Source organism: Dactylosporangium cerinum (genome assembly GCF_042653625.1).
Taxonomy (GTDB): Bacteria; Actinomycetota; Actinomycetes; order Mycobacteriales; family Micromonosporaceae; genus Dactylosporangium; species Dactylosporangium cerinum.
This window is the reverse complement of sequence record NZ_JBHSIU010000070.1, coordinates 133,976-160,545: the sequence shown is the minus strand read 5'-3', so window position 1 is coordinate 160,545 and position 26,570 is coordinate 133,976. Positions and strand designations below refer to the sequence as shown.

Annotated in this window: 23 protein-coding genes, 2 pseudogenes and 1 riboswitch; of the genes and pseudogenes, 12 read left to right on the top strand and 13 right to left on the bottom strand. The window is 69.2% G+C overall.

Annotated features, from left to right (window positions below; translation table 11 throughout):
* Positions 1-267: 267 nt before the first annotated feature.
* From murJ to ACFPIJ_RS46860, 7 genes are all read left to right on the top strand, one after another.
* Entirely contained in the window at positions 268-2,130 is a 1,863-nt protein-coding gene (gene murJ / locus ACFPIJ_RS46890) for a murein biosynthesis integral membrane protein MurJ (RefSeq protein WP_380125975.1), read from the top strand.
* Positions 2,131-2,459: 329 nt separating this feature from the next.
* Positions 2,460-3,995 carry a protein kinase family protein gene (locus ACFPIJ_RS46885; RefSeq protein ID WP_380125974.1) on the top strand — a complete coding sequence of 512 codons (1,536 nt, stop codon included), beginning with the start codon at positions 2,460-2,462 and terminating at the stop codon, positions 3,993-3,995.
* Positions 3,996-4,023: 28 nt separating this feature from the next.
* Positions 4,024-4,665, top strand: coding sequence for an RNA polymerase sigma factor SigM (gene sigM, locus ACFPIJ_RS46880; protein ID WP_380125973.1), 642 nt, complete (start codon positions 4,024-4,026; stop codon positions 4,663-4,665).
* Entirely contained in the window at positions 4,662-5,564 is a 903-nt protein-coding gene (locus tag ACFPIJ_RS46875) for a hypothetical protein (protein WP_380125972.1), read from the top strand. Before sigM ends, ACFPIJ_RS46875 begins: the two co-directional genes overlap by 4 nt.
* 98 nt (positions 5,565-5,662) lie before the next feature.
* Positions 5,663-6,589, top strand: a complete 927-nt coding sequence (gene trxB, locus ACFPIJ_RS46870; RefSeq protein ID WP_380125971.1) for a thioredoxin-disulfide reductase — start codon at positions 5,663-5,665, stop codon at positions 6,587-6,589.
* Between the two features lie 26 nt (positions 6,590-6,615).
* Positions 6,616-6,951, top strand: coding sequence for a thioredoxin (gene trxA, locus ACFPIJ_RS46865; RefSeq protein WP_203848192.1), 336 nt, complete (start codon positions 6,616-6,618; stop codon positions 6,949-6,951).
* 135 nt (positions 6,952-7,086) lie between these two features.
* Positions 7,087-8,253 carry an N-acetylmuramoyl-L-alanine amidase gene (locus ACFPIJ_RS46860; RefSeq protein ID WP_380125970.1) on the top strand — a complete coding sequence of 389 codons (1,167 nt, stop codon included), beginning with the start codon at positions 7,087-7,089 and terminating at the stop codon, positions 8,251-8,253.
* Between the two features lie 91 nt (positions 8,254-8,344).
* On the opposite strand, the gene ACFPIJ_RS46855 is transcribed toward ACFPIJ_RS46860, so the two are convergent.
* The 12 genes and pseudogenes from ACFPIJ_RS46855 to rpmH form a co-directional block, all read right to left on the bottom strand.
* Positions 8,345-9,022: a GNAT family N-acetyltransferase gene (locus ACFPIJ_RS46855; RefSeq protein WP_327007229.1), complete on the bottom strand. Its 678-nt coding sequence runs from the start codon at positions 9,020-9,022 to the stop codon at positions 8,345-8,347.
* 150 nt (positions 9,023-9,172) lie between these two features.
* Positions 9,173-10,006, bottom strand: coding sequence for a hypothetical protein (locus ACFPIJ_RS46850; RefSeq protein ID WP_380125985.1), 834 nt, complete (start codon positions 10,004-10,006; stop codon positions 9,173-9,175).
* 266 nt (positions 10,007-10,272) lie between these two features.
* Entirely contained in the window at positions 10,273-11,316 is a 1,044-nt protein-coding gene (locus ACFPIJ_RS46845) for a ParB/RepB/Spo0J family partition protein (RefSeq protein ID WP_380125969.1), read from the bottom strand.
* Positions 11,313-12,635 (bottom strand): AAA family ATPase, encoded by a 1,323-nt coding sequence (locus ACFPIJ_RS46840; RefSeq protein ID WP_380125984.1) that lies wholly within the window; start codon positions 12,633-12,635, stop codon positions 11,313-11,315. The genes ACFPIJ_RS46845 and ACFPIJ_RS46840 overlap by 4 nt, the downstream gene beginning before the upstream one ends.
* Positions 12,636-12,995: 360 nt before the next feature.
* Complete coding sequence (gene rsmG, locus ACFPIJ_RS46835) at positions 12,996-13,649, bottom strand: 16S rRNA (guanine(527)-N(7))-methyltransferase RsmG (RefSeq protein WP_380125983.1); 654 nt, start codon at positions 13,647-13,649, stop codon at positions 12,996-12,998.
* Between the two features lie 263 nt (positions 13,650-13,912).
* A complete protein-coding gene (locus ACFPIJ_RS46830) occupies positions 13,913-14,779 on the bottom strand; it encodes a bifunctional 5,10-methylenetetrahydrofolate dehydrogenase/5,10-methenyltetrahydrofolate cyclohydrolase (RefSeq protein ID WP_380125968.1) in 867 nt (288 codons plus the stop codon).
* Positions 14,780-14,791: 12 nt separating this feature from the next.
* Positions 14,792-14,876: riboswitch (ZMP/ZTP riboswitch) on the bottom strand.
* A 790-nt stretch (positions 14,877-15,666) separates the two neighbouring features.
* Positions 15,667-15,817: pseudogene (locus tag ACFPIJ_RS46825) on the bottom strand (IS30 family transposase); the annotation flags it as partial.
* A gap of 336 nt (positions 15,818-16,153) precedes the next feature.
* Positions 16,154-16,804 (bottom strand): Jag family protein, encoded by a 651-nt coding sequence (locus ACFPIJ_RS46820; protein ID WP_380125967.1) that lies wholly within the window; start codon positions 16,802-16,804, stop codon positions 16,154-16,156.
* 112 nt (positions 16,805-16,916) lie between these two features.
* The gene (gene yidC / locus ACFPIJ_RS46815; RefSeq protein ID WP_380125982.1) at positions 16,917-17,966 is read right to left on the bottom strand and encodes a membrane protein insertase YidC; all 1,050 of its coding nucleotides are present in this window, start codon (positions 17,964-17,966) and stop codon (positions 16,917-16,919) included.
* A gap of 11 nt (positions 17,967-17,977) precedes the next feature.
* Positions 17,978-18,249, bottom strand: a pseudogene (gene yidD / locus ACFPIJ_RS46810) (membrane protein insertion efficiency factor YidD).
* Positions 18,246-18,677: a ribonuclease P protein component gene (rnpA, locus tag ACFPIJ_RS46805; RefSeq protein ID WP_380125966.1), complete on the bottom strand. Its 432-nt coding sequence runs from the start codon at positions 18,675-18,677 to the stop codon at positions 18,246-18,248. Before rnpA ends, yidD begins: the two are co-directional and overlap by 4 nt.
* Before the next feature lie 26 nt (positions 18,678-18,703).
* Positions 18,704-18,850, bottom strand: a complete 147-nt coding sequence (gene rpmH / locus ACFPIJ_RS46800) for a 50S ribosomal protein L34 (protein WP_203849339.1) — start codon at positions 18,848-18,850, stop codon at positions 18,704-18,706.
* A gap of 247 nt (positions 18,851-19,097) precedes the next feature.
* Here rpmH and dnaA point away from each other — a divergent pair, with 247 nt between their 5' ends.
* The 5 genes from dnaA to ACFPIJ_RS46775 all read left to right on the top strand — a co-directional run bounded on the left by dnaA (position 19,098) and on the right by ACFPIJ_RS46775 (position 25,682).
* On the top strand, positions 19,098-21,092 hold the full coding sequence (gene dnaA, locus ACFPIJ_RS46795; protein ID WP_380125965.1) for a chromosomal replication initiator protein DnaA: 1,995 nt from the start codon (positions 19,098-19,100) through the stop codon (positions 21,090-21,092).
* Positions 21,093-22,016: 924 nt separating this feature from the next.
* Positions 22,017-23,147: a DNA polymerase III subunit beta gene (gene dnaN, locus ACFPIJ_RS46790; protein ID WP_380125964.1), complete on the top strand. Its 1,131-nt coding sequence runs from the start codon at positions 22,017-22,019 to the stop codon at positions 23,145-23,147.
* 18 nt (positions 23,148-23,165) lie between these two features.
* The gene (gene gnd / locus ACFPIJ_RS46785; RefSeq protein WP_380125963.1) at positions 23,166-24,038 is read left to right on the top strand and encodes a phosphogluconate dehydrogenase (NAD(+)-dependent, decarboxylating); all 873 of its coding nucleotides are present in this window, start codon (positions 23,166-23,168) and stop codon (positions 24,036-24,038) included.
* Positions 24,039-24,040: 2 nt separating this feature from the next.
* The gene (recF, locus tag ACFPIJ_RS46780; protein ID WP_380125962.1) at positions 24,041-25,168 is read left to right on the top strand and encodes a DNA replication/repair protein RecF; all 1,128 of its coding nucleotides are present in this window, start codon (positions 24,041-24,043) and stop codon (positions 25,166-25,168) included.
* Complete coding sequence (locus ACFPIJ_RS46775) at positions 25,161-25,682, top strand: DciA family protein (protein ID WP_380125961.1); 522 nt, start codon at positions 25,161-25,163, stop codon at positions 25,680-25,682. The genes recF and ACFPIJ_RS46775 overlap by 8 nt, the downstream gene beginning before the upstream one ends.
* A 9-nt stretch (positions 25,683-25,691) precedes the next feature.
* Here the strand turns inward: ACFPIJ_RS46775 and ACFPIJ_RS46770 are convergent, their stop codons facing one another.
* A complete protein-coding gene (locus ACFPIJ_RS46770; protein WP_327007218.1) occupies positions 25,692-26,249 on the bottom strand; it encodes a hypothetical protein in 558 nt (185 codons plus the stop codon).
* Positions 26,250-26,570 lie beyond the last annotated feature (321 nt).

The following is a 26,570-nucleotide window of genomic DNA, read 5'->3' as shown; positions in this document are numbered from 1 at the left end:
GGAGCGCAGCGGAGGTGGCGGCCTGAGCGGCCAGCGCAGCGGCTCGGGCCGCTCACCAGCATTTGCAGTTCTTGGCTCAGGCCGACGCCGGAGCGCAGCGGAGGTGGCGGCATGAACGGTGAGCAAGGAGCGGACACCGAGGGTAGTGGCCGTGTCGGCGTCAGGTCGCGCGATTTGTCGGTGCAACGGTGGGACGGCGGAAATGTCGGAGGGTGCCACTATGGTCTGTGCTGCGAGCTGAAGCACGGCCGAGTTGGGGTGTGGCGGATGGACCCGGCAGACGACGGGCGCTGGAGCAACGAGCCGACCGCGGTGCTGCGTCCGGTCGGTGAGGGCGCGCACAGGGCGCCGGATCCGCATGGCGAGCTGCCAACGCAGCCGCTGGACCCACGGCTGACGGACCCCGCCAACGCGCCGACGGTCCACCTGCCACTCGTGACACCGAGGCCCCAGGTCGTGGCCGACGCGCCGAGCATCGAGCAGACTGCACCGCCGCCGGGGCCCGGTGACGACGAGAGCACCGGCACGGTCGTGCGCAACAGCAGCACGATGGCGATCCTGAGCCTGGTGAGCCGGGCCACCGGTTTCCTCCGCGCGGCGGCGATCGCGGCCGCGATCGGCGGGTTCGCCGTCGGCGACGACTACACGCTCGCCAACAACCTGCCCAACCAGATCTATGAGCTCCTGCTCGGCGGCGTGCTCGCCAGCGTGCTCATCCCGACGCTGGTGCGGGCCCGCAAGGAGGAGCCGGACCGCGGCGAGGCATATGCGCAGCGCCTGCTGACCCTGGCGGTGGTCGCACTCGGCGCGGCGACGCTGCTGGTTGTGCTGGCCGCGCCGCTGCTGACCGCCGTCTACACGCTCGGCAACGACAAGGTCACCACAACCGACCGCGACCTGATCACGTTCCTGGCATATCTGCTGCTGCCCGAGATCTTCTTCTACGGGCTGGCCGGCATCTTCGCGGCGATCCTCAACGTGCGCGGCCACTTCGCCGCGCCGATGTGGACCCCGATCCTCAACAATGTCGTGATCATCGCCACGGCCGGCGTGTTCTTCCTGGTTCCCGGCCCCGCGCTGCCGACCCCCGACAAGATCACGCTGGCGCAGGTTCTGGTGCTCGGCATCGGCACCACGCTGGGCATCGTGGTGCAGTCGCTGGGGCTCTGGCCGGCGCTGCGCAAGGCCGGCTTCCGCTGGAAGTGGCGCTTCGACTTCGGCAAGCTCAATCTGCGGGAGCTCGGCAGGCTCGGCTCCTGGATGCTGCTCTACGTCGGGGTCAACCAGATCGGCATCACGATCGTGATGGCGCTGGCGAAGAACAACGCCGTGCGCGGCGGCGACGGCCCGGCCGTGTTCAACAACGCGTTCCTGATCTTCATGATGGCCCACGGCATCGTCGCGGTGTCCGTGATCACCGCCCTGATGCCGCGAATCTCCTCCGCCGCGGCCGACGGCCGCTTCGGCGACGTGACCGACCAGTTGTCGCAGGGCACCCGGCTGGCCTCGGTGATCCTGATCCCGGCCGCCGCGGTGTATGTGGTGCTGGGCCAGCCGCTCGCGGTGACGTTGTTCGACTGGGGGCAGTATGACTACGACACCGCGCTGGCCACCGGCTGGGTGGTGAGCGCCGCGGGCCTGGGCCTGCTGCCGTTCGCGCTGAGCCAGATGCAGACCAGCGTGTTCTATGCGATGCGGGACACCCGGACACCGGCGCTGGTCAACATCGGTGTGGTCGGGATCCGGCTGGTGCTGGACGTCGCGTTCTACTTCATCCTGCCGATCGCGGCCGTGACCGCATCGCTGATGCTCGGCACGGCGCTGTCGTTCGTGGCGGCGCTGGTGATGGGTTACTGGCTGCTGCGGGTGCGGTTGGGCCGGCTCGGCCTCGCGAAGATCGCCGACACCCTGGTGCGTCTTGCGGGGGCGGCGGCGGCCGGCGGCGTCCTGGCGTTCGCCGTCTCGTGGGGGATCGGGAAGGTGCTCGACCCGGGCAAGATCCTCGGCGTGGTGCAACTCATCACAGGCAGCGCCGTCCTCCTGGTGACCTACGCGGTGGTGGCGCTGGCGCTGCGCGTGCCCGAGGTTCGCCAGTTCGCCGGTCTGATCAAGGGCAAGCTCGGCCGATGATCCAGACAGCGCACTCCTACGCTCCCGCGCGGGGGAGCGACGAGCTCACCGCCATACACGGGCCGCGGGTGTTTCCGCGCCGGCGGACGGCCCGTCCGGTGCTCGGCGAAGCAGCGGAATCTGGGTGAAAGGTATATGCCCGCTATGTCCTGGCATGGGTGATCAATTGGCATCGCCCCGGGTGGTCCGGAGAAGATGACGTGTCGGAACCCGCAGAGCTGACCGGTAAGGTCAACCTCGACGCCCCGCCGGAGCGCTTAGGCTTAGTGACTGCGACTCGCGTTACGACGCACGCCTCAGGTGAGCACACGGATCGGAAGGGAGGACGGGTGGCTGAGCTCGACGAAGGGCTGGAGACCTCGGGAGGAATTCCGCAGGTCCTGACCTTCGGCACCCCATCCGTCGGTGAAATCCTTGCCGAGCGATACCAGCTCGAAGAGCACATCGGCAACGACTCATTGGGTCGCCAGCTGTATCGCGGGATCGACGTGATCCTGCGGCGGCCGGTGGCGGTCGTCCTGCGCTATCCCGGTGGGGAGAGCGCCAAGGAGATGCTGGGCGCGGCCGTGGCCGCCAGCCGGATCGTCCACCCGCACCTCGTCGGCGTCTATGACGCGATCGACGAGGGCCACCGGGCCTATGTGGTCCGCGAGTGGGTCGACGGGATCGCGCTGCGCGACATCGTGGCCTCGGGTCCGCTGGACCCCGGCCGTTCCGTGGCGATCGCCTGGGCGGTCACGGACGCCGTGGCCTCGCTGCACGGCACCGGCATGGCGCACGGCAACGTGCACCCCGGCACGGTCCTCGTCGCGCACGACGGGCGGGTCGTGCTGACCGACGCCCGGGCCGACGACCTGGCGACCCCCGAGACCGACATCCGCTCGATCGGCGCCGTGCTCTACTGCGCGCTGACCGGCTACTGGCCGCACCGCGAGGCGGGCACCTACTCGGTGCCGGACGGTGTGCGCGACAACTCCGGCGCGCTCGCCGCGCCGCGGCAGGTGCGCGCCGGTGTGCCGACGCACCTGGACTCGCTTGTGACCGACCTGCTCAACCCCGACCTGCCGCTGCCATCCGCGGAGTCCCTCGCCGGCGAGCTCGCCTCGTTCGGGCAGTTCGAGGACGGTGACCTCGCCGATGCCGGATCCGGCGGCGGGGACAGCGCGCTCGACTTCGAGGCCTTCGACGCGGCGTCGCAGTCCACCGCGCCGCCGAAGCCCGCCGGGCGGAAGCTGGCCGTGGGCGTGGTCGGCCTGCTCGTGCTGGCCCTGGCGGGCACCCTGGCCGCCGCGAAGGTTCTCGGCGACCCGGCCGTGCCCGGCGAGACCCCGCCGTCGACGACCAGCAGCGGCGTGCCGCAGCCGGTCAAGCCGGCCGGACAGCCGAGAGTGCTGACCTTGAACGCGTCGCAGGTCCGGATCGTGAGCCCGAAGGGCCAGCGGGACAACACCGAGGACGCCGGCAAGGTGGTCGACGGCAACCCGGCGACGGTGTGGAGCACCGACCGCTATTCCGGCAAGGCCAACTTCGGTGGTCTCAAAGACGGCATGGGCATCTGGATCGACCTCGGCAAGGCCGAGCAGGTGGTCTCGGTGCAGGTCGACCTGGCCACCCCCGGCGCCAGCGGTGAGCTGCGCACCGGCACGGCCGACCTGGGCAGCGGCGCCGATCAGGACAAGCAGACGGTCGAGCAGTACAAGGTGATCGAGGGCACCGCCAAGGACGTCATGGGCCCCACGAACCTGTACTCGGGCCCGGCGGAACCGACCCGCTACCTGCTCGTCTGGATCACGAAGCTGCCGAAGGAAAGCAGCAGCGGTCGCTACCGGGTTTCGGTCGCGGAGATAACCGTTCGAGTCCAGTAGCCCCCACAAGTCGCTCGCGGTCGATAAGGTGCCAGCCGTGGAGGCGGAGCCGGGCGTGCGTGAAACGCCGGATGACACCGCCCTGCTGCATGCCCACGCCGCGGGTGACCCCCATGCCTTCGCCGAGATCGTCCGGCGGCACCGGGACCGGTTGTGGGCGGTCGCCCTGCGGACCCTCGGCGACCGCGAGGAGGCCGCTGACGCCCTCCAGGACGCGTTGCTGTCGGCGTTCCGGGCCGCCGGCAACTTCCGGGGCGAGTCGGCCGTCACGACCTGGCTGCACCGCATCGTGGTCAACGCCTGCCTCGACCGGATCCGGCGCCGGCAGTCCAGACCGACCGTGCCGCTGCCCGAGACCGACATCACACCCGCTCCGGTCACCGACCGCGACACCGCCATGGACGTGCGGCAGGCGCTGCAGCAACTCGCCGTCGATCAGCGCTCCGCGCTCGTGCTCGTCGACGTCCAGGGGTATTCCGTGGCCGAGGCCGCAGTGATCCTCGGCGTCGCAGAGGGCACCATCAAGAGCAGGTGCGCCCGCGGGCGCGCCCGCCTCGCTGTGATGCTCGGCCACCTGCGGAACCCCGTCGGCAGCGGCGGCGTCCCATCCCCGGACAGCGCTGAGGCAGCGACCGGGGCGGCAGCGAACAGGAAGGAGGGCGGCGGGTGACGACCTTCTCCGACGCCGACTTCGACCTGCTCGCCGACTTCGTCGGCGGGGCGCTCGACGGCACGCCCGAGGCCGACGACGTGCGCCGCCTGGTCAGCACCGACGAGGCCTGGGCCGAGGCGTATGGCGCGCTGGTGACCGCCGAGGTCGCCGTCCGCGACAGGTTGACCGCATTGGGCGCCGAGCCGCTGCCCGTGCCCGCGGATGTGGCGCACCGGCTGAACGCCGCGCTGCAGGACGCGGTGGTCGCTCCCCAGCCGGGCGCTGCCGTGCTGGACCTGGCCCGGGCCCGCGAGGCCCGCCGGCAGCGTCGGCAGCGGTGGGCGATCAGCCTGACGACTGCGGCCGCCGTGCTGATCTGCGGTGGGTTCGGCATCTCGCTGGTCGTCAACGGGGACAACGCCAAGCAAGACACGGTCACCTCGTCCGCCGACGGCGGCGGCAAGAACGAGGCGGCCCCGCAGTCGGCGCCGACCCCCGCGTCGGGTGGCACCAGGTCGTCCATGCGGTCCGACGCCGCCCTGGTGGCCTCCGGACAGGACTACGGGCCGGGCACGGTCGGGCAGCTGGCCAAGGCGTCGCCACCGGCCGCGGCGATGGCCGGCGAGGGCAGCGGCAACGCCGACACCAGCAAGAGCGCGAAACCCGAGGACGTGCCCGTGGAGCTGCGCCGCCTGCGGGACCCGGTGGCCAGGGCCGCCTGCCTCAACGCGGTGGTCGGGGAATACGGTGGGCAGGTGACACTGGTCGACTACGCCCGTTTCGAAGGCCAACCGGCGCTGGTCGTCATCGTCGACGGCACCCGGCTGGGCGCGGGCAAACGCCTGGTCATCGCGGTCGGACCGGACTGCGGTATCGGTGGGGCGATCGCCGACGAGCTGTACCGTGGCGTTGCCTGACCGTAGTGGTGATGTGGCACACGCGTCACCCCGCACCGGGAATCATCGGTTCGTAGGATGACGTTTTGCTGGCACAGGCTTAACTCGAGGAGTCGACCGTGGACGAGGTCCGCAACCTGATCATCGTGGGGTCCGGCCCCGCCGGGTACACGGCTGCCGTCTATGCGGCCCGGGCCAACCTCAAGCCGCTGGTGATCGAAGGTGTCACGTCCGGTGGGGCGCTGATGACGACCACTGAGGTGGAGAACTACCCAGGCTTCCCCGACGGCATTCTCGGCCCCGAGCTCATGGACAACATGCGCAAGCAGGCCGAGCACTTCGGGGCGGAGTTCGTCACCGACGACGCCACCCGGGTGGCGCTGGAAGGCCCCGTCAAGAGCGTGTGGGTCGGCGAGACCGAATACCGTGCCCACGCCGTCATCCTGTCCACCGGCTCCGCCTGGCGCCCGCTCTCCGTCCCGGGGGAGCAGGAGCTGCTCGGCCGGGGTGTGTCGTCCTGTGCCACCTGTGACGGCTTCTTCTTCCGCAACGAGGACATCGTGGTTGTCGGCGGCGGTGACTCGGCGATGGAGGAGGCGACGTTCCTCACCCGCTTCGCCAAGTCGGTCACCATCGTGCACCGGCGGGATTCATTCCGCGCCAGCAAGATCATGGCGGAGCGGGCCCTCACCAACGAGAAGATCAAGGTCCAGTGGAACAGTGTGGTGACCGAGGTCCTCGACCGCGGTGGCCGCGTCGGCGGCCTGCGGGTGCAGGACGTCAACACCGGCGAGGAGACCAACCTCGAGGTCGCCGGCGTGTTCGTGGCGATCGGCCACGACCCGCGCAGCGAGCTGTTCCGCGGTCAGGTGGAGCTGGACGACGCCGGCTACGTGAAGGTGGCCGCACCGAGCACCCGCACCAACGTCGAGGGCGTCTTCGCCGCCGGCGACCTGGTCGACCACACCTACCGGCAGGCGATCACGGCCTCCGGCACCGGTTGCGCGGCGGCGCTGGACGCCGAGCGCTACATCGCGACGCTGTAGTTTCAACACAGGTAGAGGGAGTGCGTATGGGAGCCATCCAGCCGGTCAGCGACAAGACCTTCGAGGCTGACGTCCTCAAGTCCGATATTCCGGTTTTGGTGGACTTCTGGGCTGAGTGGTGCCAGCCGTGCCGGAAGATCGAGACGATGCTCAACGAGATCGCCATCGGTGACCTCGCCGACAAGGTGAAGATCGTCAAGGTCGACATCGACAGCAACCCGGAGACGGCTCGCGCCTACCAGGTGCTCTCCGTCCCGACGCTCACCGTCTTCAAGGACGGCGAGCCGTTCCGGTCAGTCGTCGGCGCGAGCCCGAAGAGCGCCCTGGTGCGCCTGATCGAGTCGGCGCTCGAGCCCGCCTGAGCGCAGCACCAAGCATTGACGCGCCCCGCCTTCAGCCAAGGCGGGGCGCGTTTTCCACAAAGGCCGCGTGATGACGCGTCTCTGAGCCGTGAGCGGTACGCTGCGGTGCAATCGCAGGCACTTTCAGGAGGACACATGCGGGCAATCCGGCGCGGGGCGCGGGGCGCGGCAGTAGCCGAGATCCGCAGCATTCTTGTCGTGCTGGACCTGCTGGTCGACGCACCATCTCCTGGGCTCGACACCGATCCCGAGTTCGACGCCGACACGGAGCGTGCGGTCCGCGCGTTCCAGCAGAGCCACGGGCTGACCGTGGACGGCGAGGTCGGCGACGAGACCTGGCGGTCGCTGGACGCGGCCCGCTGGCGGCTGGGGCAGCGGGCGTTGTTCCACACCGTCGGCGACCCCTACATCGGCGACGACGTCCGGCAGCTGCAGGAGCGGCTGCTGGAGATGGGCTTCAACCCCGGCCGCGCCGACGGCATCTACGGCAGCCGCACGGCGCACGCCGTCGCCCAGTTCCAGCGCGAGGTCGGGCTGCGTCCCGACGGTGAGTGCGGACCGGCGACCGTCGGCGCGCTCCGCCGCCTCGGCCGCAAGGTCATCGGCGGCCGGCCGCAGCTGCTCCGCGAGGCGGAGACCTTCCGCGAATCGGGTCCGACGCTGCTGGGCAAGCGCATCGTCATCGACCCGGGGCACGGTGGACCCGACACCGGCAACGTGGTGCCCGACGGGCCGCTCCGGTGGACCGAGGCGGACCTCGTATATGACCTCGCAGCCCGTCTGGAAGGCCGTCTGGCGGCCGCGGGGATGCGGGTGAACCTCACCAGGGGTCCGCAGCCTACAGCGGCTCTCAGCGACCGTGACCGGGTTCAGCTGGCCAACGAGCTCGGCGCCGACCTCCTGATCTCGATCCACCTCGACGGGCACCGCAACCCCGAGGCCGGCGGCGTCGCCACCTACCACTACGGCACCGTCTCCGGGCCGACGTCCATCGTGGGTGAGCGACTGGCGAAGCTCGTGCAGCGCGAGATCGTCGTGCGCACCGGCCTGCGGGACTGCCAGACGCACGCGAAGACGTGGGAGCTGTTGCGGCTCAGCCGGATGCCGGCCGTCCGGGTCGACGTGGGCTATCTGACGTCGCCGTCGGACCGGGAGCGGCTCATCGACCCCGCGTTCCGGGAGCGGGTCGTCGAGGCCATGATGGCCGCGGTGCAGCGGATGTACCTGCCCGTCGAGGCCGACGTGCCGACCGGCTCGATCGACGTCAGCCTGCTGCGGGCGCTGACCAACAACGCCGTCTGACCTTCAACTGCAAAACAGCGCCCTGGCCGCCGTGTGCGGCCGGGGCGCTGTCACGTTCGGGCCCTCGCATGGTTGCGGGCCGCTTGCACGTTCAGGGCTGCATGCTCCGGGTCGCGGGCCGCACCGGCAGCACGGGGCGGAGCAGCGACTCCGGGCTCATCGAGCCGAGCAGCTTCTCCAGCGCGTACTCCACGTCCGACTTCCACGACAGCGCCGTGCGGAGCTCGAGCCGCAGCCGCGGATACCGCGGATGCGGGCGGACCGTCTTGAACCCGATCGACGTGAAGAAGTCCGCCGGCGCGAGGCAGCCCCGCTCGTTTCGGCCGGCCTCGTCGACCTCGCCGAACTTCGCGTCGCCGAACGCCTCGATCGCCTTCACGCCGCGCTTGGTCAGGTCCCGCGCCACGCCCTGGACCAGCATCCGGCCCAACCCACCGTCGGCGAACGGCTGCACCACGTGCGCCGTCATCAACAGCACCGCGTCGGGGGAGACCGGCGACGTGGGGAACGCCATGGACCGCGGCACGTACGCCGGGGGAGCGAACATCACGAACCCCGCCGGCATACCGTCGACGTAGACCAGCTTGCCGCAGGAGCCCCATTCGAGCAGCGTCTGCGACACCCAGGCCTCCTTCTCGAGGCCCGGGTCGCCGTTGGCGCACGCTCTGTCGGCGGCGACCGGATCAAGCTCCCAGAAGACGCAGGCGCGGCACGATCGAGGCAGATCCTCGAGAGTGTCAAGCGTCAGACTTACGAGACGTCGCGACATTGGCCCATCTCCGCGCGCTGCTTACGTTCGGTCAACCGTCCTGATGGTACGCACCCATCATCGGCCACGGGAGTCATCCCGTCAGAGTTCCTCACTCCGCGTGGCCGCCGCTGCTCAGCTACCCCACCCACATCGTGCGATGCGCCGCCGTCACGGTGTGTCGGATGCTGAGTCCTTGGTCGGTGTGGCTGCGTCATTCTTCGCCGGCACCTCGGCCACAACTGGTTGCGCCGGCGTGGGGACGGCGGCGGCCAGCTGTGCAGCGGGCTCGACGCTGCCGCTGTCCGTGCCGCTGTCCGTGCCGGTGCCGCTGTCCGTGCTGTTGTCGCTCGCGGCCGGCTCCGGTGGTTCCACGTGTATCCCCGCGTCGCCGAGCGCGGCGTCCGGGTCGACCGTCCGCGCCTCTTCGCGGAACCGCGCCGGTGCCGTCCAGTTGATCCGCGGCGGCTCGGCGAGCGGCCGTCCACCGAACTCCGCCAGCCACGCGGCGACCAGCGCCAGGTTCTCCCGCCATTGGTCCTCCGGAATCGGCGGCAGGATGTCGTCCCACAGCGCGAGGAACGTGCCCTGCAGCTGCAGCCGCCCATACGGTCGCGCCAGGAACCACAGGTGCAGATGCGCCGCGCCGTCACCCCACCGGTTCACGTGGACCCGCGCGACACCGTCGAGCGACCGGATGGCCCGCTCCAGCCGCACGGTCATCACGCCCAGCTCGGCCGCAAGCATGTTCGGCAGGTCGCCGAGGTCCAGGTGCGACCGCGACTCGAGGATCAGCACCGCCGGCAGCCCGGTCGGCCGGTCGAGACTGCGAACGCGCCACCGATCACTCACCCAGATGTACGCCTCGTCCGGCGCCCCGCATGCCCGGCACTCGGCCGGGTTGTCACCGTGCCGCGGCGGCTCGATCGGCACCGGATCGAGCAGGCGCTTCACCCGGAGGTCACCCTCGAACGGGAACGTCGGCCAATAAGTAAACGAGGGCAGCTGCGATGGCGTCTCGGGCACGAGCCGACCCTAGCCGAACCGGGCCCCGGTGTCCGCACCCTGTGGACAGTGCACCCATCGGGACCTTCATCCACAGGCACTCAGGCCTCCTACCACGTGGTTTCACGTGAAACGGCGAGCCTGTGGATAACCCCTGTGGATAAAGTGCGCCCAGAGCCATCCTGAGAGCAAAACGAAACGGCCGGACTTTGACCGTCCGGCCGTTCTGATTCGCCTTTTTTCGCCTTGGTACGACCAGCGAGCGCCTACTGCTCCCGCTGACCCCTCTGGTCAACGCCGATGATGCCCACGATGCGCTCCAGATCGTCAACGGTCGCGAACTCGATCGTGATCCGTCCCTTGCGCTGACCGATGTCGACCTTGACCCGGGTGTCGAACCGATCCGAGAGCCGGTCCGCCAGATCCGACAGCGCGGGCGCGTGCGGCTTGGCGCGTCGCTGCGGGGGAGCCTTCTTCGTCGCGCTGCCCTCCGACACCGCGAGCGACACCATCTCCTCCGTGGCCCGGACCGACAGCCCTTCGGCGACGATCCGGTGCGCGAGCGTCTCCTGCTCCTCGGAGTTGTCGAGCCCGAGCAGCGCGCGGGCGTGCCCGGCGGACAGCACCCCCGCCGCTACCCGACGCTGGACGGGTGCGGGGAGGTTCAGCAGCCGGATCGTGTTGGAGATCTGCGGCCGGCTCCGGCCGATCCGCCGGGCCAGCTCCTCGTGCGTCGCACCGAACTCCTCGAGGAGTTGCTGATACGCCGCCGCCTCTTCCAGAGGGTTGAGGTTGGCGCGGTGAATGTTCTCGAGGAGCGCGTCGCGGAGCATCGCATCGTCGCGCGTCTCGCGGACGATCGCCGGAATGACGTCCTTGCCGAGCGCCTGGGCGGCACGCCACCGACGCTCGCCCATGACGAGCTCGTACTTCTTCGTCGCGCCCGCGTCGGCCTCGTCGCCGCCGGCCTCCACCGGCTCGGGAAGCTCACGGACGACGATCGGCTGCAGGAACCCGACCTCCTGGATCGAGGTCTTCAGTTCTTCGATCGCCTCGTCGTCGAAGACCTGCCGTGGCTGCTTCGGGTTCGGGACGATCGAGGTCACCGAGATCTCGGCGAAGCGTGCGCCGGGGACCGGGGCGAGCTGCTCGACCGGAGCCGCGACTACGCCGTTCGTGGGGGTGTCCGTCGCGGCCGGGGGAGTCGCCAGCGCGGTGGCGGTGCCGCTCGCCGCGTTCTCGGCCGGCGCGGCGGTGGGGATGAGAGCGCCGAGCCCCCGCCCGAGACCTCCACGTCGGTTGGACTTCATGCCACTCCTCCCACCTGCGCGTCATGCGCACCGCGCAGCGCGATCTCCTGCGCCGCCTCGAAGTAGCTCACCGCACCGCGGGAGCCCGGGTCGTACGTCATCACCGACTGGCTGTAGCTCGGCGCCTCCGACACCCGCACGTTGCGGGGGATGACCGCGTTCAGGCACTTCGGCCCGAAGTGGTTCCGCACGTCCTGCTCGACGAGGTCGGCCAGTCGGGTGCGCCGGTCGTACATCGTCAACAGCACCGTCGAGATGTCGAGCTTCGGGTTCAGGTGCGACCGGACGAGCTCGATGTTGTTCGTGAGGGCCTGCACACCCTCCAGCGCGTAGTACTCGCACTGGATCGGGATCAGCACTTCCTCCGCAGCAACGAGCGCGTTGACCGTGAGCAGGCCCAGCGACGGCGGGCAGTCGATGAAGATGTAGTCGTAGTCGCTCCCGCCGGCCTCGATGGCCCGCTTGAGGCGTGACTCGCGGGCGACGACCGAGACCAGCTCGATCTCGGCGCCGGCGAGGTCGATCGTCGCGGGGACGGCCCACAGGTTCGGGATGCCCTCGACCTGCTGGGTCACCGCATCGAGGGGGGCACCGTCGATCAGGCAGTCGTAGACGTCCGGCACCCCGGAGTGGTGCGGGACGTTGAGCCCGGTGGAGGCGTTGCCCTGCGGGTCGAGGTCGATCACCAGGACGCGGTTGCCGTGCAGCGCCAGGGCGACGGCGATGTTGACCGCCGTGGTGGTCTTACCCACCCCGCCCTTCTGGTTCGCTACGCACATCGTGCGCCGCCGTGGTGGGCGGGGCATAGTGATCTCCCCGCTCGGGTTGAGGATCTCCACGGCGCGCTTGGCCTCCTGTGCGAGCGGGGGGTCTTCGGTTTCACGTGAAACGTACGCGTCAGTCATTGCGCCCTCGGTATCCGCGGTGACGACGGACGGGTGTGGTCGGGGAGACGGAGTGCTCCGTCGCTCTGACCTCATGTCGGCTCTCGTCTCGGCTTTCGCTTCGTCTGCAGCGGATTGTGAATCGGCTTTGGGCACGACCGGTTTTCCGCCCCGGCCGTAAACAGTACCGGTAGATGTGCGATCGACCTGCCCGCTGACGTGAAACTCCACCGTGCCGCCGCGTGTCGTACTGGACGGGTTCTCGGCGCGGGGCTGAGGAACGGGCCGAGCCGGCGGGCGGACCCCCCAGCCCTCCATTCCCTCGGCGCTGCGAGTCTCCGCCTCTGCTCTCGAATCAGTCCCCGGCCCCCGTGTTTCACGTGAAACATGAGGACTGGCATCGCCGTAGTCCGGGCTATCACCGCTGTCGCGCACCATGTCAGTCCCGTCCCGCTCGGAAAGATGTGCACTGTCGGCCGTCAGCGACGCGGTGCCCACCTCCGGAGCACCGCCCGACATGAAGTCTTGATTGGCCGCGGTGACCGGCGCCGGGAACGCAAGAACGGCGCGCGGCCAGCCTACGGCGCACAGGCGACCTGAGCTATGGCTCATCGGCGCGTCGTCAGGCTTGTCACTCTCACCTGGCCCCAGAAAGACCAAAAAGCCGTCGACTCGGCGGAGAAGACCGCCGAGTCGCTTCGCCGGCGCCATCGGCCAGCCGCTGCCACAGTTTCTGATGTCCATCGTCGAACCCCCGCGTTCCCCGTGTCCGGGGACGCTCGGCCCGCCCCCGGTTTACCGCCCGCGCTTGCCCTTCCGGCGTTGCGCGATTTCTCGTTCCCGCACGATCTCGACGACCGTCGTCGGCTCGGCGAGGACGGTGTCCCCGCACAGGCGTACCGACGCCGCACCCGCACCAAGCCGGCTCAGGGTCTCCGCATGCTCGGCGATCTCGGCCGCAGCGGAGGCTCCCTTGAGCGCGAGCAGTCGCCCACCGACGGCGGTGAGGGGAAGACACCAACCGGCAAGCCGGTCCAGCGGTGCGACTGCTCTGGCGGTGACGACATCGGCGAGGGGGAGCTTCCCGACGCACTCCTCGGCCCGCGCCCGGACCACTGTGGTCCGCTCGAGGCCGAGCGCCGTCACCGCTTCGGAAAGGAACGCGGTACGTCGTGCGAGCGGCTCGACCAACGTGACAACCAGGTCGGGACGAGCCACTGCCAGCACCATACCGGGCAGCCCGGCGCCGGAGCCGACGTCAACGACCGTGGCGTCCGACTGAATCAGATCGCCGAGGACGGCGCAGTTGAGGAGGTGGCGTTCCCAGATCCGAGGCGCCTCGCGCGGCCCGATCAGCCCTCTGATCACCCCGTCGGTGACGAGCAACTGAGCGAACCGCTCAGCCAACGGAAGCCGGTCTCCGAACACCTTCTCGGCAGCCGGCAACACCTCGAGCGGAACAGCACCATCCATGCACTCAAGCAAATCACGCCCACCCCGCCCGCCGGGCCGCCGGGCTCGGGGGGAGCGCCGTGCCTCTCAGGGGGAGCACTGTGCACAAGGTCTCGGGCCGCGACTGGTGCGCGGCCCGAGACCGATGTTTCACGTGAAACGGCACTCAGCGACAGCGCCGGCGATGGCGATGGCGATGGCGATGGCGCCGCGGGGCTTCACGAGCGTCGCGGGTTCACCTGTTCGCGGGGTTCACGTGTTCACGTGGAACGGAGCTCGGCGGCCGCGACAGCGTTGCGGAAGAGCATGGCGACGGTGGTGGGGCCGACGCCTCCGACCCGCGGGGTGATGGCGCCCGCAACGGCGGCGCAGGACTCATCCACGTCGGGCAGCAGCCGGCGACCTTCGTAACGGACACCGCCACCGATGACGACAGCGCCGGGCTTCACGTGGTCCGGCTGGATGATGCCGGGAACGCCGGCAGCGGCGATGAGAATGTCGGCTCGCTGGGTGTACCGCGGCCAGTCCGCAACACCGGTGTGAACCACGGTGACGGCGGCGTTGGCGGTCGGGCGCTTCTGCGAGAGCAGCATCGCGAGCGGCCGGCCGAGCGTCGCACCGCGGCCGAGGATCACGACCTCCCTGCCGCTCACGGGAATCTCGTAGTGCGCGAGGAGCGCCTCGATGCCGGCGGGCGTGCAGGGGAGTGGCCCGGGCATCCCCGCGGCGAGACGCCCGAGGTTCAGCGGGTGCATGCCGTCGACGTCCATGTCCGGGTCGACCCGCTGCAACGCCGTGTCGTAGTCGATGTGCCGCGGCGTCGGGTACTGGATCAGCAACCCGTGCACATCGGGGTCCGCGTTGAACCGGTCGATCACGGCGTGCAGGGCGTCCTGCGTAGCGTCGGCGGGCAGGTGCTCATGCGGCGACGCGAACCCGAGCTCCGCGGCCTGGCGCTGTTTGATGCGGATGTACCCCGCGCTCGCATCGTCATCGCCGACAAGAATCGTCGCGAGCGACGGGACAACGCCCCGCTCGCGCAGCTTTGCGACCCGGGTCGCAACGTCGGCCAGGATCTGCTCGGCGACGGGAGCGCCGGGCAGAAGAACAGCAGTGGTCGTGGACATAAGACTCCTCGACGTGAGGACCCAGGCGGTCGACCCTCACAACCCGAGCTCCCCGATGGTCCGTCCCATCCCGGTGCCGCCAGTCGCGTCTTCGCCCATTGTCCCCGATCCCCGGACCGTGCGCCCACGCGGGGACAAAGCCCAGGCAACCGAATCGGAGCACCGCGCCACGAGGTTCAAGCGGCCGCCTTCCCTCGCCCGGGTTCAGCGGCCGTCGATCACGTCCACGCATCACCCCGTGCCCAGCGACCGTTCCGCACCTTCGATCACGACCACCTCGATCGAAGACGCCCCACGGCCACCCGGACGACCAGCCCACGACCTCGATCACACGACCACCGGCATCGGTAGTGCCGGACCTGGCGCCGGGCATGCGGCGCTGTTGCCGGATTCCCACAACCCGAAGGATCCACGGGCACCCGACCCCGGAAGTCATTCCGACTGTCGCGGCCACCACCCTGCCGGACACCGTCCTTCACAGATCAAAGTCGCGGACCGAGCACATGGCCGGGCAGGTTGAACAGCACCGAGGAAGCCGCGTGGCCGAAGTGGTCCGCTTCAAGGAGCAGGTGCACCACTCCACAATCACGACTGCCGGACAGGAACCCAGCGGGCGGACATCTGCCGGCGGACACGACCAAGGTCTTGTCGAGCGGTTGCCGCATGCGCGGTGCCCGATCCGGAGCTGCCGAGGTTTGCATCAGGCTCGTTGCCCGCGTGCCGCGCCGGGGGAGCGGACCTCCCCGGTGATCAAAATCGCCGACCGGCTGTCCACGGCGGTTTCAGGATCTGGTTGCGACACCGCTGGTGAGGAACTCGTTGAGTTTCTCGGCGGGGGTTCATCTTCGCGGTCAGCTGGGCGATGACGTGTTCGCTGACGCGGCTGTCGGGCAGCGCGACGAGGAGCACGAACCGGGTCGCGCGTCCCACCAGGGTCGCGATCGCTGTCTCCCCGTTCCTGCCGATGAGCAGGTCACCCTCGCAATGACCCGGCACCGCCCGGTCCTCGGCCTCGGCCGGCCGGTCGCTGATGCTCAAGCGGTGTAGCGCAGCAGCTTCACCCAACGTTCGACAGCACCCGGAGTGGACGATCACCCCGGCGATCAAGCCACACGCCGACCAGGCGGACGAGCAGGACCGTCGCCGTCTGACGTTCCACCGGTTGATCGCAGTCGCCCCACGGCCGCCCGGGCGACCAAGCCCACGACTTCGATCTGCAAAGCTTCAAGACCGGAGTCACGGCGCCAAAGACCTCGACTCTGCACACCATCGAGAGCGCCACCGGCCGGACAGACGAAGGCGGGGCGCCCCCCAAGAGGGACGCCCCGCCAAACGGCAGAACAAAGGCCGACCGCCGTGAGGCGGAAACGACCGTCAGGCGACGGGCCGCACCACGATCCGCCGGGCCGGCTCGACACCTTCCGACTCGCTCTCCACGCCAGGGAGCGCGTTGATCACGTCGTGCACGCACTTACGCTCGAAGGCGCTCATCGGCTCCAGCCGCACGGCCTCGCCGTACTCCTTCACCTTCTCGGCGGCGTTCTTGGCGATCGCGCCGAGCTCCTTGCGGCGCAGCGCCCGGTAGCCGCCGACGTCGAGGAGCAGACGGCTGGGGGAGCCCGTCTGCCGGAAGACCGCGAGGCGGCTCAGCTCCTGCAGCGCTTCAAGGGTGGCGCCGCGCTGGCCGACGAGCGCCTGGAGCCGGCGGCCGGAGCCGTCGCCGCCCTCGACGACCTCGACCACGGGACGACCGCTGACGACGAGCTCGTCGATGTCGCCGTCGTAGTCGAGGATGTCGAGGAGGCCCTCGACGTAGTCGGCCGCAATCTCGCTTTCGCGGAACAGGTCGGCCGCAGCTCGGCCGTTCCCGCCGGAGGCTGCCGGCGCGGCGTCGCCGTCGCTGCCGTCGCCATCGCCGGCGTCGTCGCCGTCCTCGACCGCGTCGAGTTTGGCGTCCTGATCCAGAGCGTCGCCATCGGTGCCGCGCGCGTCGAGATCACTGGTGGTGTCGGTCACGAAACTCATCTCCGCTTGTTTGGGGCGCCGAGGCGCCGTCACAGGTCGTCGGTGAGGGGTGGTGGTGCACAGGGAGCGCCACTCGCCGGCCCGAGGTGAGGGGCGGGCCGGCGGGGTCGCGTCAACCCGACTGCCGCTTCGCGGCGCCACCCTTCTTCGGGTTGATCGGCTTGGCGCCGGGCTTCGGCGCGAGGGCCTTGCCGTTTGCCTTGGCCGCGGCGGCTTCGGCGGCTGCCGCCTGCTGCGCCGCCGCCTCGTCCTTGGCCTTGCTCAGCATCGCCCGGAACCCACCGGCCGGCTTGGCCGCTGGGGCGCCGCCCTTGGTCAGGGACGTGGTGCCCGCCTTGCCGCCCTTGTACGGGGTGGTGTTCGCGCTGGCACTGGGCGGCGGCGGGTACTTGTGCAGGACCCAGTACTGCTGGCCGAGGGTGATCGCGTTGTTGGTGACCCAGTAGATGATGACGCCGATGGGGAAGTACCAGCCGGAGGTCAGCGTGAAGAACGGGATGCCGTACAGCATGAACTTCTGGATCATGCGCTGCTGCGGGTCGCTGTTCCAGCCGGTCTTCATAATCATCTGACGCTGGGTCAGGTAGGTCGTCGTGATCATCAGCGCGACCAGGATGGCGGCGACGATCTTTACCGTGGTCGAGTTGGCCTCGATCTTGGCGAGGTCCGAGGCGCTGCTGCTGAACTTCGCGACGATCGGGGCGTCGAAGAGCCGGGCGTCAACGGCACCCATGAACTCGGGGATGCTCCAGCCGTACAGCTCCATCTGGTGGTCGGAGGTGCCGGGCTTGAGGTGGCGCAGCACGTGCAGGAGGCCGATGAAGACGGGGATCTGCAGGAACATCGGAAGGCAGCCCATGAGCGGGTTGACCTTCTCCTCCTGGTAGAGCTTCATGACCTCCTTCTGGAGGGTCTCCCGGTCGCCCTTGTGCTTCTCCTGCAGTTCCTTCATCTTCGGCTGGATCGCCTGCATCGCACGCTGCGACTTGATCTGCTTCACGAAGATCGGGAACAACACGACGCGGACCGTGATCACCAGGAAGACGATCGCGAGAACCCACTGCCAGTTGGTGCCGAGCGTGCGGTGGTCGGGCACGACCTTGTCCCACACGGTGTGCCAGAACAGCATCACCTGCGAGATCAGCCAGTAGATCCCGCCCATCAGCTTGCTAATCACGACACTGCTCCAGTCACGTCGACTCGGGCTCGGGCGAGGCTCCCCGGCGCGGTGGCACCGGATCGAACCCACCGGGGTGGAATGGGTGGCAGCGCAGCAGCCGCCAGATCGCGAGACCGATTCCCCGGATCGCGCCGTGAGTGCCGACCGCCTCCAGGGCATAAGCGCTGCACGACGGGTAGAACCGACAACGCGCCGGCAACGCCGGGCTTATCCAACGACGGTACGCGACGATGGGAGCGGCAACGACCCGGGCTCCAGCGTTCATCGACGTCCCTCCCGGCTCCTGGGACGGCGAACGGCCGTCAGCGCTGCCTCGAGATCGCGGCCGAGGTCCTCGAAGCCCGCGGTGGCCGACGTCGGCAGTGCCCTGACGACGACCATCGACGCCGGCGGGAGGTCCGCCAGGTGCGATCGGATCAGGTGCCGGAGGCGTCGCTTCACCATGTTACGAACGACGGCGTTGCCGACGGCCTTGGACACGACAAAACCGGCCCGCGCCGGCTCGGCTGAAACCACACCGGACGGCGCAGACACGACGAAGCCGGCGCGTGCAGATGGTTGATCTGCTGGCGCCGGCTCGATGGTCGACTGCAGGAAATGCACCACGAGGGCTCCGCGACCGGCGCGACGGCCGCTGCGAATGGTGGCGGCGAAGTCTTCACGCCGCCTCAGACGCTGAGCGGCCGCAAGCACGCTGCCTCCGAAGAGCCCGCGTCGGCTCAGGCCGAGCCGGCCGCCAGGCGGTCGCGCCCCTTGGCGCGGCGCGCCGACAGGATCGAACGGCCGGCCCGGGTGCGCATGCGCAGCCGGAAACCGTGGGTCTTCGCACGCCGGCGGTTGTTCGGCTGGAAGGTGCGCTTGCTCACGTCGGGCTCCGTCTTCGTAGCGGCGTAGGGCTGGTCACTGGAGTTTATCAGGGAAAGCTTCCCCAGCCGAACCAGGGTACGCGCGGCCCTACAGACCGTCAACGATGACTGGGAACGCCCCGAAATCCACAGGTTACTTGTGGACAACGGTTGAGTGGTTGTGGACAACGCTGTTAACGTGCCCGGTTGCCGGTAGACACCGCGACGACCGGCGACGGGACACAAAGGACTTTCCGCAACTAATCGGATGCGCCACAGGGGGCACGGCACCGCATCCGACCTGCAGAACCTCCGCAAACTCGGTCGAACACCGCCAGGTCGACACGGGGCAGGAGGGAATCAGGACGATCCGTCCACGGCACATGACTCGTTGATACACAGGTTGTGGAAAACCTGTGGACAATGGGGGCCGGGACGGGCGGAACTTCCGGCGCACGGTCCACTCGCGGTGGGGGGCGACGATGGGGGTGCGCGAACGGTGACTGACACCGACCTCGCAGCGGTATGGCATGCGGCGACGGACGAGCTCGCAGACGAGATCGTCTCGGCGCAGCAGCGTGCCTATCTGCGGCTGACGAGGCTGCGGGCCATCGTCGAGGACACCGCGCTGCTCTCCGTGCCTGACGCGTTCACCCGCGACGTCATCGAGTCGCGGCTCCGCCCGGTCATCACCGAGGCGCTGTCCCGGCTGCTCGGCCGGGACATCCAGGTCGCCGTCACGGTGCGACCGCCGGAGGACGCCCCGCCGCTGCCGGCCCCGTCCGCCTCGCACTGGTCCAACGGCACCGCCGGCCAGCTGGCCGAGCCGGCCGGATACCAGGACCAGTCCTCATATCAGGCGCAGCCGCAATATCAACAGCCTCAGTACCAACAGCCGCAGTACCAGCAACCCCAGTACCAGCAGCCGCAGCAGTACCAACAGCCCCAGTACCAACCGCAGCCACAGGCCGAACAGTCCAGCCAGAACAGCGGGCAGCAGGCGCCGACCGCCCGCGAGGGCAGCGACCGCCTGTTCGACCTGCCGACCGAGACGGGCTGGACGCCGGCGGGGCGGACCGAGCACTCCGGCACCGCGTTCGAGGCCGCCCGCGACGAACGGCTGCGCCGCTCACCACAGCAGGACGAGGACCCGCTGCCGCCACGGCCGCCGTCGAACCCCGGCACCGGCCGCGAGGACCGGCGCAGCGCGTCGACGCCCGCCGGCGACTCGGCCGGGAACCGGCTGAACCCCAAGTACACCTTTGAGACCTTCGTCATCGGCTCCTCGAACCGCTTCGCGCACGCCGCGTCGGTGGCCGTGGCCGAGTCGCCGGCCAAGGCGTACAACCCGCTGTTCATCTACGGCGGCTCGGGGCTGGGCAAGACGCACCTGCTGCACGCCATCGGCCAGTACGCCACGATGCTCGGCAACGCCCGGTTCGTGCGCTACGTGTCGACGGAAGAGTTCACCAACGACTTCATCAACTCGCTGCGGGACGACAAGACACAGGCCTTCCAGCGGCGGTACCGCGACGTCGACATCCTGCTGATCGACGACATCCAGTTCCTGGAGACGCGGGAGCGCACGCAGGAAGAGTTCTTCCACACGTTCAACACGCTCCACAACGCCAACAAGCAGATCGTGATCAGCTCCGACCGCTCGCCACGGCAGCTCGCGACCCTCGAGGACCGCCTGCGCACCCGGTTCGAGTGGGGGCTGCTCGCCGACATCCAGCCGCCGGACCTCGAGACCCGTATCGCCATCCTGCAGAAGAAGGCGGCACAGGAGCGGCTGTTCGCGCCGCCGGACGTGCTGGAGTTCATCGCGTCGCGGGTCGCGTCGTCGATCCGCGAGCTGGAGGGTGCGCTGATCCGGGTCACCGCGTTCGCGAACCTGACCCGCGCGCCGGTCGAGCTCGGTCTGGCCGAGGAGGTGCTCCGGGACTTCATCCCGGACGGCTCCGGACCGGAGATCACCGCGGACCAGATCATGGCGTCGACCGCCGACTACTTCGGGGTCAGCCTGGAGGACCTGCGCGGGCACAGCCGGTCGCGGGTGCTGGTCAACGCGCGCCAGGTCGCCATGTACCTGTGCCGTGAGCTGACCGACCTGTCGCTGCCGCGCATCGGGCAGGCGTTCGGCGGCCGGGACCACACCACGGTCATGCACGCCGACCGCAAGATCCGGCAGCAGATGGCCGAGCGCCGCTCGCTGTACAACCAGATCGCCGAGCTGACGAACCGCATCAAGCAGACCACGTAGCGACCACAGCGCCCTGGGAGAGGGCCGGATCAGGGGCGTGACAGCCCCGGTCCGGCCCTCTTTTTTGGCATCGGCGGCAGGTGTACGGACGCCGCCGGCCGATCGAACGTGAGCGGGGCTCAGCTACGGCCTGTGGATACCGCTGTGGGTAACTGCCCATGAGTGCGGCGATATGCGGAGAATGTACTGTCCACCGGCGTTGCCCACAGCCTGTGGACTGTGGCGGTTATCCACTGTTTCCACAGGCCTCCGACCTGGGATCCAGGCGCTTATGGACATAAGATGTCCACAGCCTCATCCCCAGGATGTCCACAACATGTGCGCATATACCCCCGTGGGGTTTGTCCAAGTTATACACAGACTTTGTCCACAGAACCTGTGGATAACTTCGATTGTGCCAACTCTTCGCCACGCCTGGTGATCGGCCGGTGACAAGTGACGAGACGGCTACACATTGCACACAGGCGCCGTCCACAGTCTGTGGATAACTCCTGGGGAGGACGTGTGGAAGAGGTGTGGAAACATCCGAAGAGTGACCGAGGTGTCGACAGAACGTGAGGATGGTTCGGAACGAGTTATCCCCAGATCGTGGACGAACCCTGTGGATTGCCGGTGGATAGCCGGTGGACAACGCCTGTGGATGATCGCTTATCCACAATCCACAACCTTGTACACAGGGGGTTATACACACTCCATACCCAGAGACATAAGTGCTCTGAGCTGCTAAAACGAGGGTTGTCCACAGAATCCACAACACCTATGACTACGAAGTAAATCTCTTTAAAAGAGAGAAAAAAGCAATCATCAGCAAGTGGATAAGTTCTCGGCTCGAAATTTGGAGGGGTCGGTGCACGGCACCGCCGTGGAAGCCCTAAGGTTCGATGCAGCACCACGCTTGAGACGAGACGACGCGGGAGGACCGCGATGAAGTTCCGAGTCGAGCGCGACGCGCTCGCCGATGCCGTCGCCTGGACAGCCAAGAGTCTGCCCAGCCGCCCTTCTGTGCCGGTGCTTGCCGGTGTTCTGCTGAGAGTCGGTGACGGCCGCCTGCAGGTGTCCGGCTTCGACTACGAGGTGTCCAGCCAGGTGACCGTCGAGGTCCAGGCGGATGCCGACGGCGCCACGCTCGTCTCCGGGCGGCTGCTCGCCGAAATCACCAAGTCGTTGCCGGCCAAGCCGGTCGACGTCGCCGCGGTGGGGTCACACGTCGAGATCACGTGTGGCAGTGCCCGGTTCACGCTGCCGACGATGCCGGTCGAGGACTATCCGACGCTGCCGGAGATGCCCGAGCTGGCCGGCACGGTCGACGCGGCCACGTTCGCCGGTGCGGTCTCGCAGGTGGCGATCGCCGCCGGCCGGGACGACACCCTGCCGATGCTGACCGGCGTGCGGATCGAGCTCGAGGGCAGCAAGCTGACCCTGCTCGCCACCGACCGATACCGGCTGGCCGTGCGTGAGCTGGAGTGGCGCCCCGACGAGGACGACGTGAGCCTGGCCGCGCTCGTTCCGGCGCGCACCCTCGACGACACCGCGAAGACGCTCGGACCCGTTGGTGGTCTGGTGTCGGTCGCGCTGTCCCGGGGCAAGCTCGGCGAGGGGATGATCGGTTTCGCCGGTGGCACCCGGCGCACCACGTCCCGTCTGCTCGACGGCGACTTCCCGAAGGTGCGGGCCCTGCTGCCCGACACGCACAACGCCCAGGCCCGGATCCGGGTCTCCGCCCTCAACGAGGTGGTGCGGCGCGTCGGCCTGGTCGCCGAGCGGTCCACCCCGGTGCGTCTGTCGTTCAGCACCGACGGCCTCGTCGTCGAGGCCAGCGGCAGCGAGGACGCGCGGGCCAGCGAGGCGATGGACTGTGCCTACGAGGGCGAGCCGATGACGATCGCCTTCAACCACCAGTACCTGCTGGACGGCCTGAAGGCGCTCGACGCCCCGATCGCCGTGCTGTCGTTCACTGACCCGAAGAAGCCTGCGGTCATGTCCCCCGCCAAGGATGATGGAGAAATCGTCCCTGGATACTGGTACTTGATCATGCCGGTTCGCATCGGCAGCTGAGTTTCGGAGGCACCAGACATGCAGCTCGGTCTCATCGGCCTGGGCAGGATGGGCTTCAACATGCGCGAGCGGCTTCGGGCCGCCGGGCACGAGGTCATCGGCTACGACCATCACCCAGACGTCACCGACGTGGCGTCGCTCAACGAACTGGTCGAGAAGCTCGCCGCGCCCCGAGTGGTGTGGATCATGGTTCCGGTGCAGTACACGGAGCCGACCATCGACGAGCTGTCCGACCTGCTGTCGGCCGGCGACATCGTCATCGACGGCGGCAACTCGCGCTTCAGCAACGACCGCCCGCGGGCCGAGCGGCTGGCGACGAAGGGCATCGGCTACCTGGACGTCGGCGTGTCCGGCGGGGTCTGGGGCCGGACCAACGGCTATGCGCTGATGGTCGGCGGCGACAAGAAGCACGTCGAGCACTGCAAGCCGATCTTCGAGGGCCTCAAGCCCGAGGGCGAGTTCGGTTTCGCGCACGCCGGCGGGGTCGGTGCCGGGCACTACGCGAAGATGGTCCACAACGGTATCGAGTACGGCATGATGCACGCCTATGCCGAAGGCTACGAGCTGCTCGAGGCCTCTGAATACGTCGAGAACATCCCCGAGGTGTTCAAGTCGTGGCGGGCCGGGTCCGTCGTGCAGTCGTGGCTGCTGGACCTGATGGACCGGGCCCTCGACGAGGACCCCAACCTCGACGGCCTGCGTGGCTACGCCGACGACACCGGCGAGGGCCGCTGGACGGTCGAGGAGGCCATCCGGCTGGCCGTGCCGATGAACGTGATCGCGGCGTCGCTGTTCGCCCGGTTCGCCTCGCGGCAGGACGACTCGCCGGCGATGAAGGCCGTGGCCGCGCTGCGGAACCAGTTCGGCGGCCACGCGGTCAAGAAGGGCTGAGTTTGTACGTCCGGGGTCTCGAGCTCGTCGACTTCCGCAGTTACGAGCGGGTGGTCGTCGAGTTCGGGCCCGGGGCGTGCGTGCTCGTCGGCCCGAACGGCGTCGGCAAGACCAACCTGGTCGAGGCGCTGGCCTATGTGGCCACCCTCGAGTCGCACCGGGTTGCGACCGACGCGCCGCTGGTCCGGTTCGGTGCGAACCGCGCGGTGGTGCGGTGCGCCGTCGTCCACGAGGAGCGCGAGCTGCTCGTGGAGCTGTCGATCGAGCCCGGCAAGGCCAACAAGGCGAGGCTGGGCCGATCGCCGGTGACCCGCACCCGCGACATCCTGGGTGCACTGAAACTCGTGCTGTTCGCACCGGAGGATCTTTCCCTGATCCGCGGCGACCCGAGCGAGCGCCGGCGGCTCCTCGACGAGTTGCTGGTGGCCAGGCAGCCACGCTTCGCCGGGGTGCGCTCCGACTACGACCGGGTGCTCAAGCAGCGCAACGCGTTGCTGCGCAGTGCGTATCTGGCCCGCAAGACGGGCGGCAACCGCGGCGGTGACCTGTCGACCCTCGACGTGTGGGACACCCATCTCGCGCAGCACGGCGCGCAACTGGTCCGGGCCCGGCTCGACCTGGTCGCCGCGCTCGCCCCGCACGTCGCGAAGGCGTATGCGGCCGTCAGCGCCAGCCGGTCCGACGCCCGGATCGCCTACAGCCCGTCGTTCCCCGTGCCGGACGCCTCTGCGCAGGCGGACATCGAGCAGGCGCTCCTCACCGCGCTCGGGGAGGCCCGCAAGCAGGAGGTCGAGCGGGGCGTCACGCTGGTCGGCCCGCACCGCGACGAGTTGACGCTGACCCTCGGCGAGCTGCCGGCCAAGGGGTACGCCAGCCACGGCGAGTCCTGGTCGTATGCGCTGGCGCTGCGCCTGGCGGCCTACGATCTGCTGCGGGACGACGGCGTGGAGCCGGTGCTGGTGCTGGACGACGTGTTCGCCGAGCTCGACGTGGGCCGCCGGGAGCGGCTGGCCGAGCTCGTGAGCGGCGCCAGCCAGGTCATCGTGACGTGCGCCGTCGACGACGACGTGCCGCGGACGCTGCGCGGCGCGCGGTTCGAAGTGGGCGGAGGCGAAGTGCGACGTGGCTGATGAGGCCGGCAACGAGAAAACCGGTCCCGAGCTGGCTCGGGCCGCGGTCGAGGCCGCCCTCGCGAAACGCAGGGCGCAGCCGCGCCGCAAGGCCGTCACGGACCCGGCGACCGGGGAGCCGCGCCGGCGGCGGGGATACACCGGACCCGGGCCCGACCCGAGGGATCCACAGCCGTTCGGCACGCTGCTCGAACGGATGATGAAGGCGCGCGGCTGGCAGAAGCCGAAGGCCGAGGCGACCGTGTTCGGGGAGTGGGAGCGGGTCGTCGGCGCCGACATCGCCGCGCACTGCCGGCCGATCAAGCTGGAGGACGGCGAGCTGACCGTCGAGGCGGAGTCCACCGCGTGGGCGACCCAGCTGCGGATGCTCGCCGGTCGGCTCATCGCCCGGATCGCGGGTGAGGTCGGTCACAACGTCGTCAAGAAGCTCCACATCCAGGGGCCGAGCACACCGTCCTGGAGCCGCGGGCCGATGCGGGTGCGCGGGCGCGGCCCGCGCGACACCTACGGCTGATCGTGCCGGTCAGAAGTCCGCGTAGACGGCGAAACCACGGTTCGCGCACCGGCGGTAGAACTTCGCGAGGACGTCCAGCTCGGCGATCGTGTAGCTCCACTGCGGGGCGTTGCCGGTGTCGTCGCGCAGCGCGTCGAGGCGGCTCTGCAGCCATCGCAGCTGCTGCTCGGCCAGGCGCGAGCCCTCCAGCGCGCGGCGCAGCACGGTGCTCACCGTCTCGAACGTGATCTCGTCGCCGAACTCCTGGTGGCCGTTGACGAAGCGCTCGAGGCCGCCGGCGATCCAGGCGCAGTCGTCCGGACTGATCACCGGATCCTCGTCCTCGGCGGCCGCATCGGTCGCGAACAGCACGCCGTTGAGCCCGAAGAGCAGGTCTACCAGCTCCGTGTACCCCGTCACGCGCACCGTGCCGGTCTTCGCCACGTGATCCGCCAGCGCCGCCGCCGGCCCCGCGTGCAGCGGCAGCTTCTCGGCCAGCCCGGCGAAGTCGACGAACTCGGCCGGCGCCACCGGGTCGTAAAACCGTCCGGTGCGCGGCCACTGCACGGCGACGTTGTCCAACCCCATCGCGGACCCCTCGCTCTCACACTTGCCCCGCCCCCGCGGCGGGGAACATACGGCACGAACGGCCGCTTGCGCGACCCCCGCAGGTGCCGAACCCGGGGACAGCCTTCCAGCGCTCGCCGTGCCGCCCATCATCGCCCGCCGGAACCCCTCCCGCGTAGGGGGACCTTCAACCCGTACCGTTCGGGCCGCTACGGGGACTACAGGTGCCGTCCCGATGCGAAAATGTCGCACGGGCACAGTAGGATTGCGTCGGAGCGAAGGCTCTGAGAACCAGCCGATACAACCCGCGTGCACGCGTCCGCGGTGTCGGCCCGCCGGTGG

What these genes read in the sequence shown, in the direction of transcription:
- dnaN (WP_380125964.1), top strand. Translation starts at nt 22,017, where the DNA reads ATGAAGTTCCGAGTCGAGCGCGACGCGCTCGCCGATGCCGTCGCCTGG.
- ACFPIJ_RS46830 (WP_380125968.1), bottom strand. Translation starts at nt 14,779, where the DNA reads ATGTCCACGACCACTGCTGTTCTTCTGCCCGGCGCTCCCGTCGCCGAG.
- ACFPIJ_RS46855 (WP_327007229.1), bottom strand. Translation starts at nt 9,022, where the DNA reads ATGTCGCGACGTCTCGTAAGTCTGACGCTTGACACTCTCGAGGATCTG.
- ACFPIJ_RS46820 (WP_380125967.1), bottom strand. Translation starts at nt 16,804, where the DNA reads ATGAGTTTCGTGACCGACACCACCAGTGATCTCGACGCGCGCGGCACC.
- yidC (WP_380125982.1), bottom strand. Translation starts at nt 17,966, where the DNA reads ATGGGCGGGATCTACTGGCTGATCTCGCAGGTGATGCTGTTCTGGCAC.
- ACFPIJ_RS46770 (WP_327007218.1), bottom strand. Translation starts at nt 26,249, where the DNA reads ATGGGGTTGGACAACGTCGCCGTGCAGTGGCCGCGCACCGGACGGTTT.
- dnaA (WP_380125965.1), top strand. Translation starts at nt 19,098, where the DNA reads ATGCGCCACAGGGGGCACGGCACCGCATCCGACCTGCAGAACCTCCGC.
- murJ (WP_380125975.1), top strand. Translation starts at nt 268, where the DNA reads ATGGACCCGGCAGACGACGGGCGCTGGAGCAACGAGCCGACCGCGGTG.
- ACFPIJ_RS46860 (WP_380125970.1), top strand. Translation starts at nt 7,087, where the DNA reads ATGCGGGCAATCCGGCGCGGGGCGCGGGGCGCGGCAGTAGCCGAGATC.
- gnd (WP_380125963.1), top strand. Translation starts at nt 23,166, where the DNA reads ATGCAGCTCGGTCTCATCGGCCTGGGCAGGATGGGCTTCAACATGCGC.
- ACFPIJ_RS46845 (WP_380125969.1), bottom strand. Translation starts at nt 11,316, where the DNA reads ATGAAGTCCAACCGACGTGGAGGTCTCGGGCGGGGGCTCGGCGCTCTC.
- trxA (WP_203848192.1), top strand. Translation starts at nt 6,616, where the DNA reads ATGGGAGCCATCCAGCCGGTCAGCGACAAGACCTTCGAGGCTGACGTC.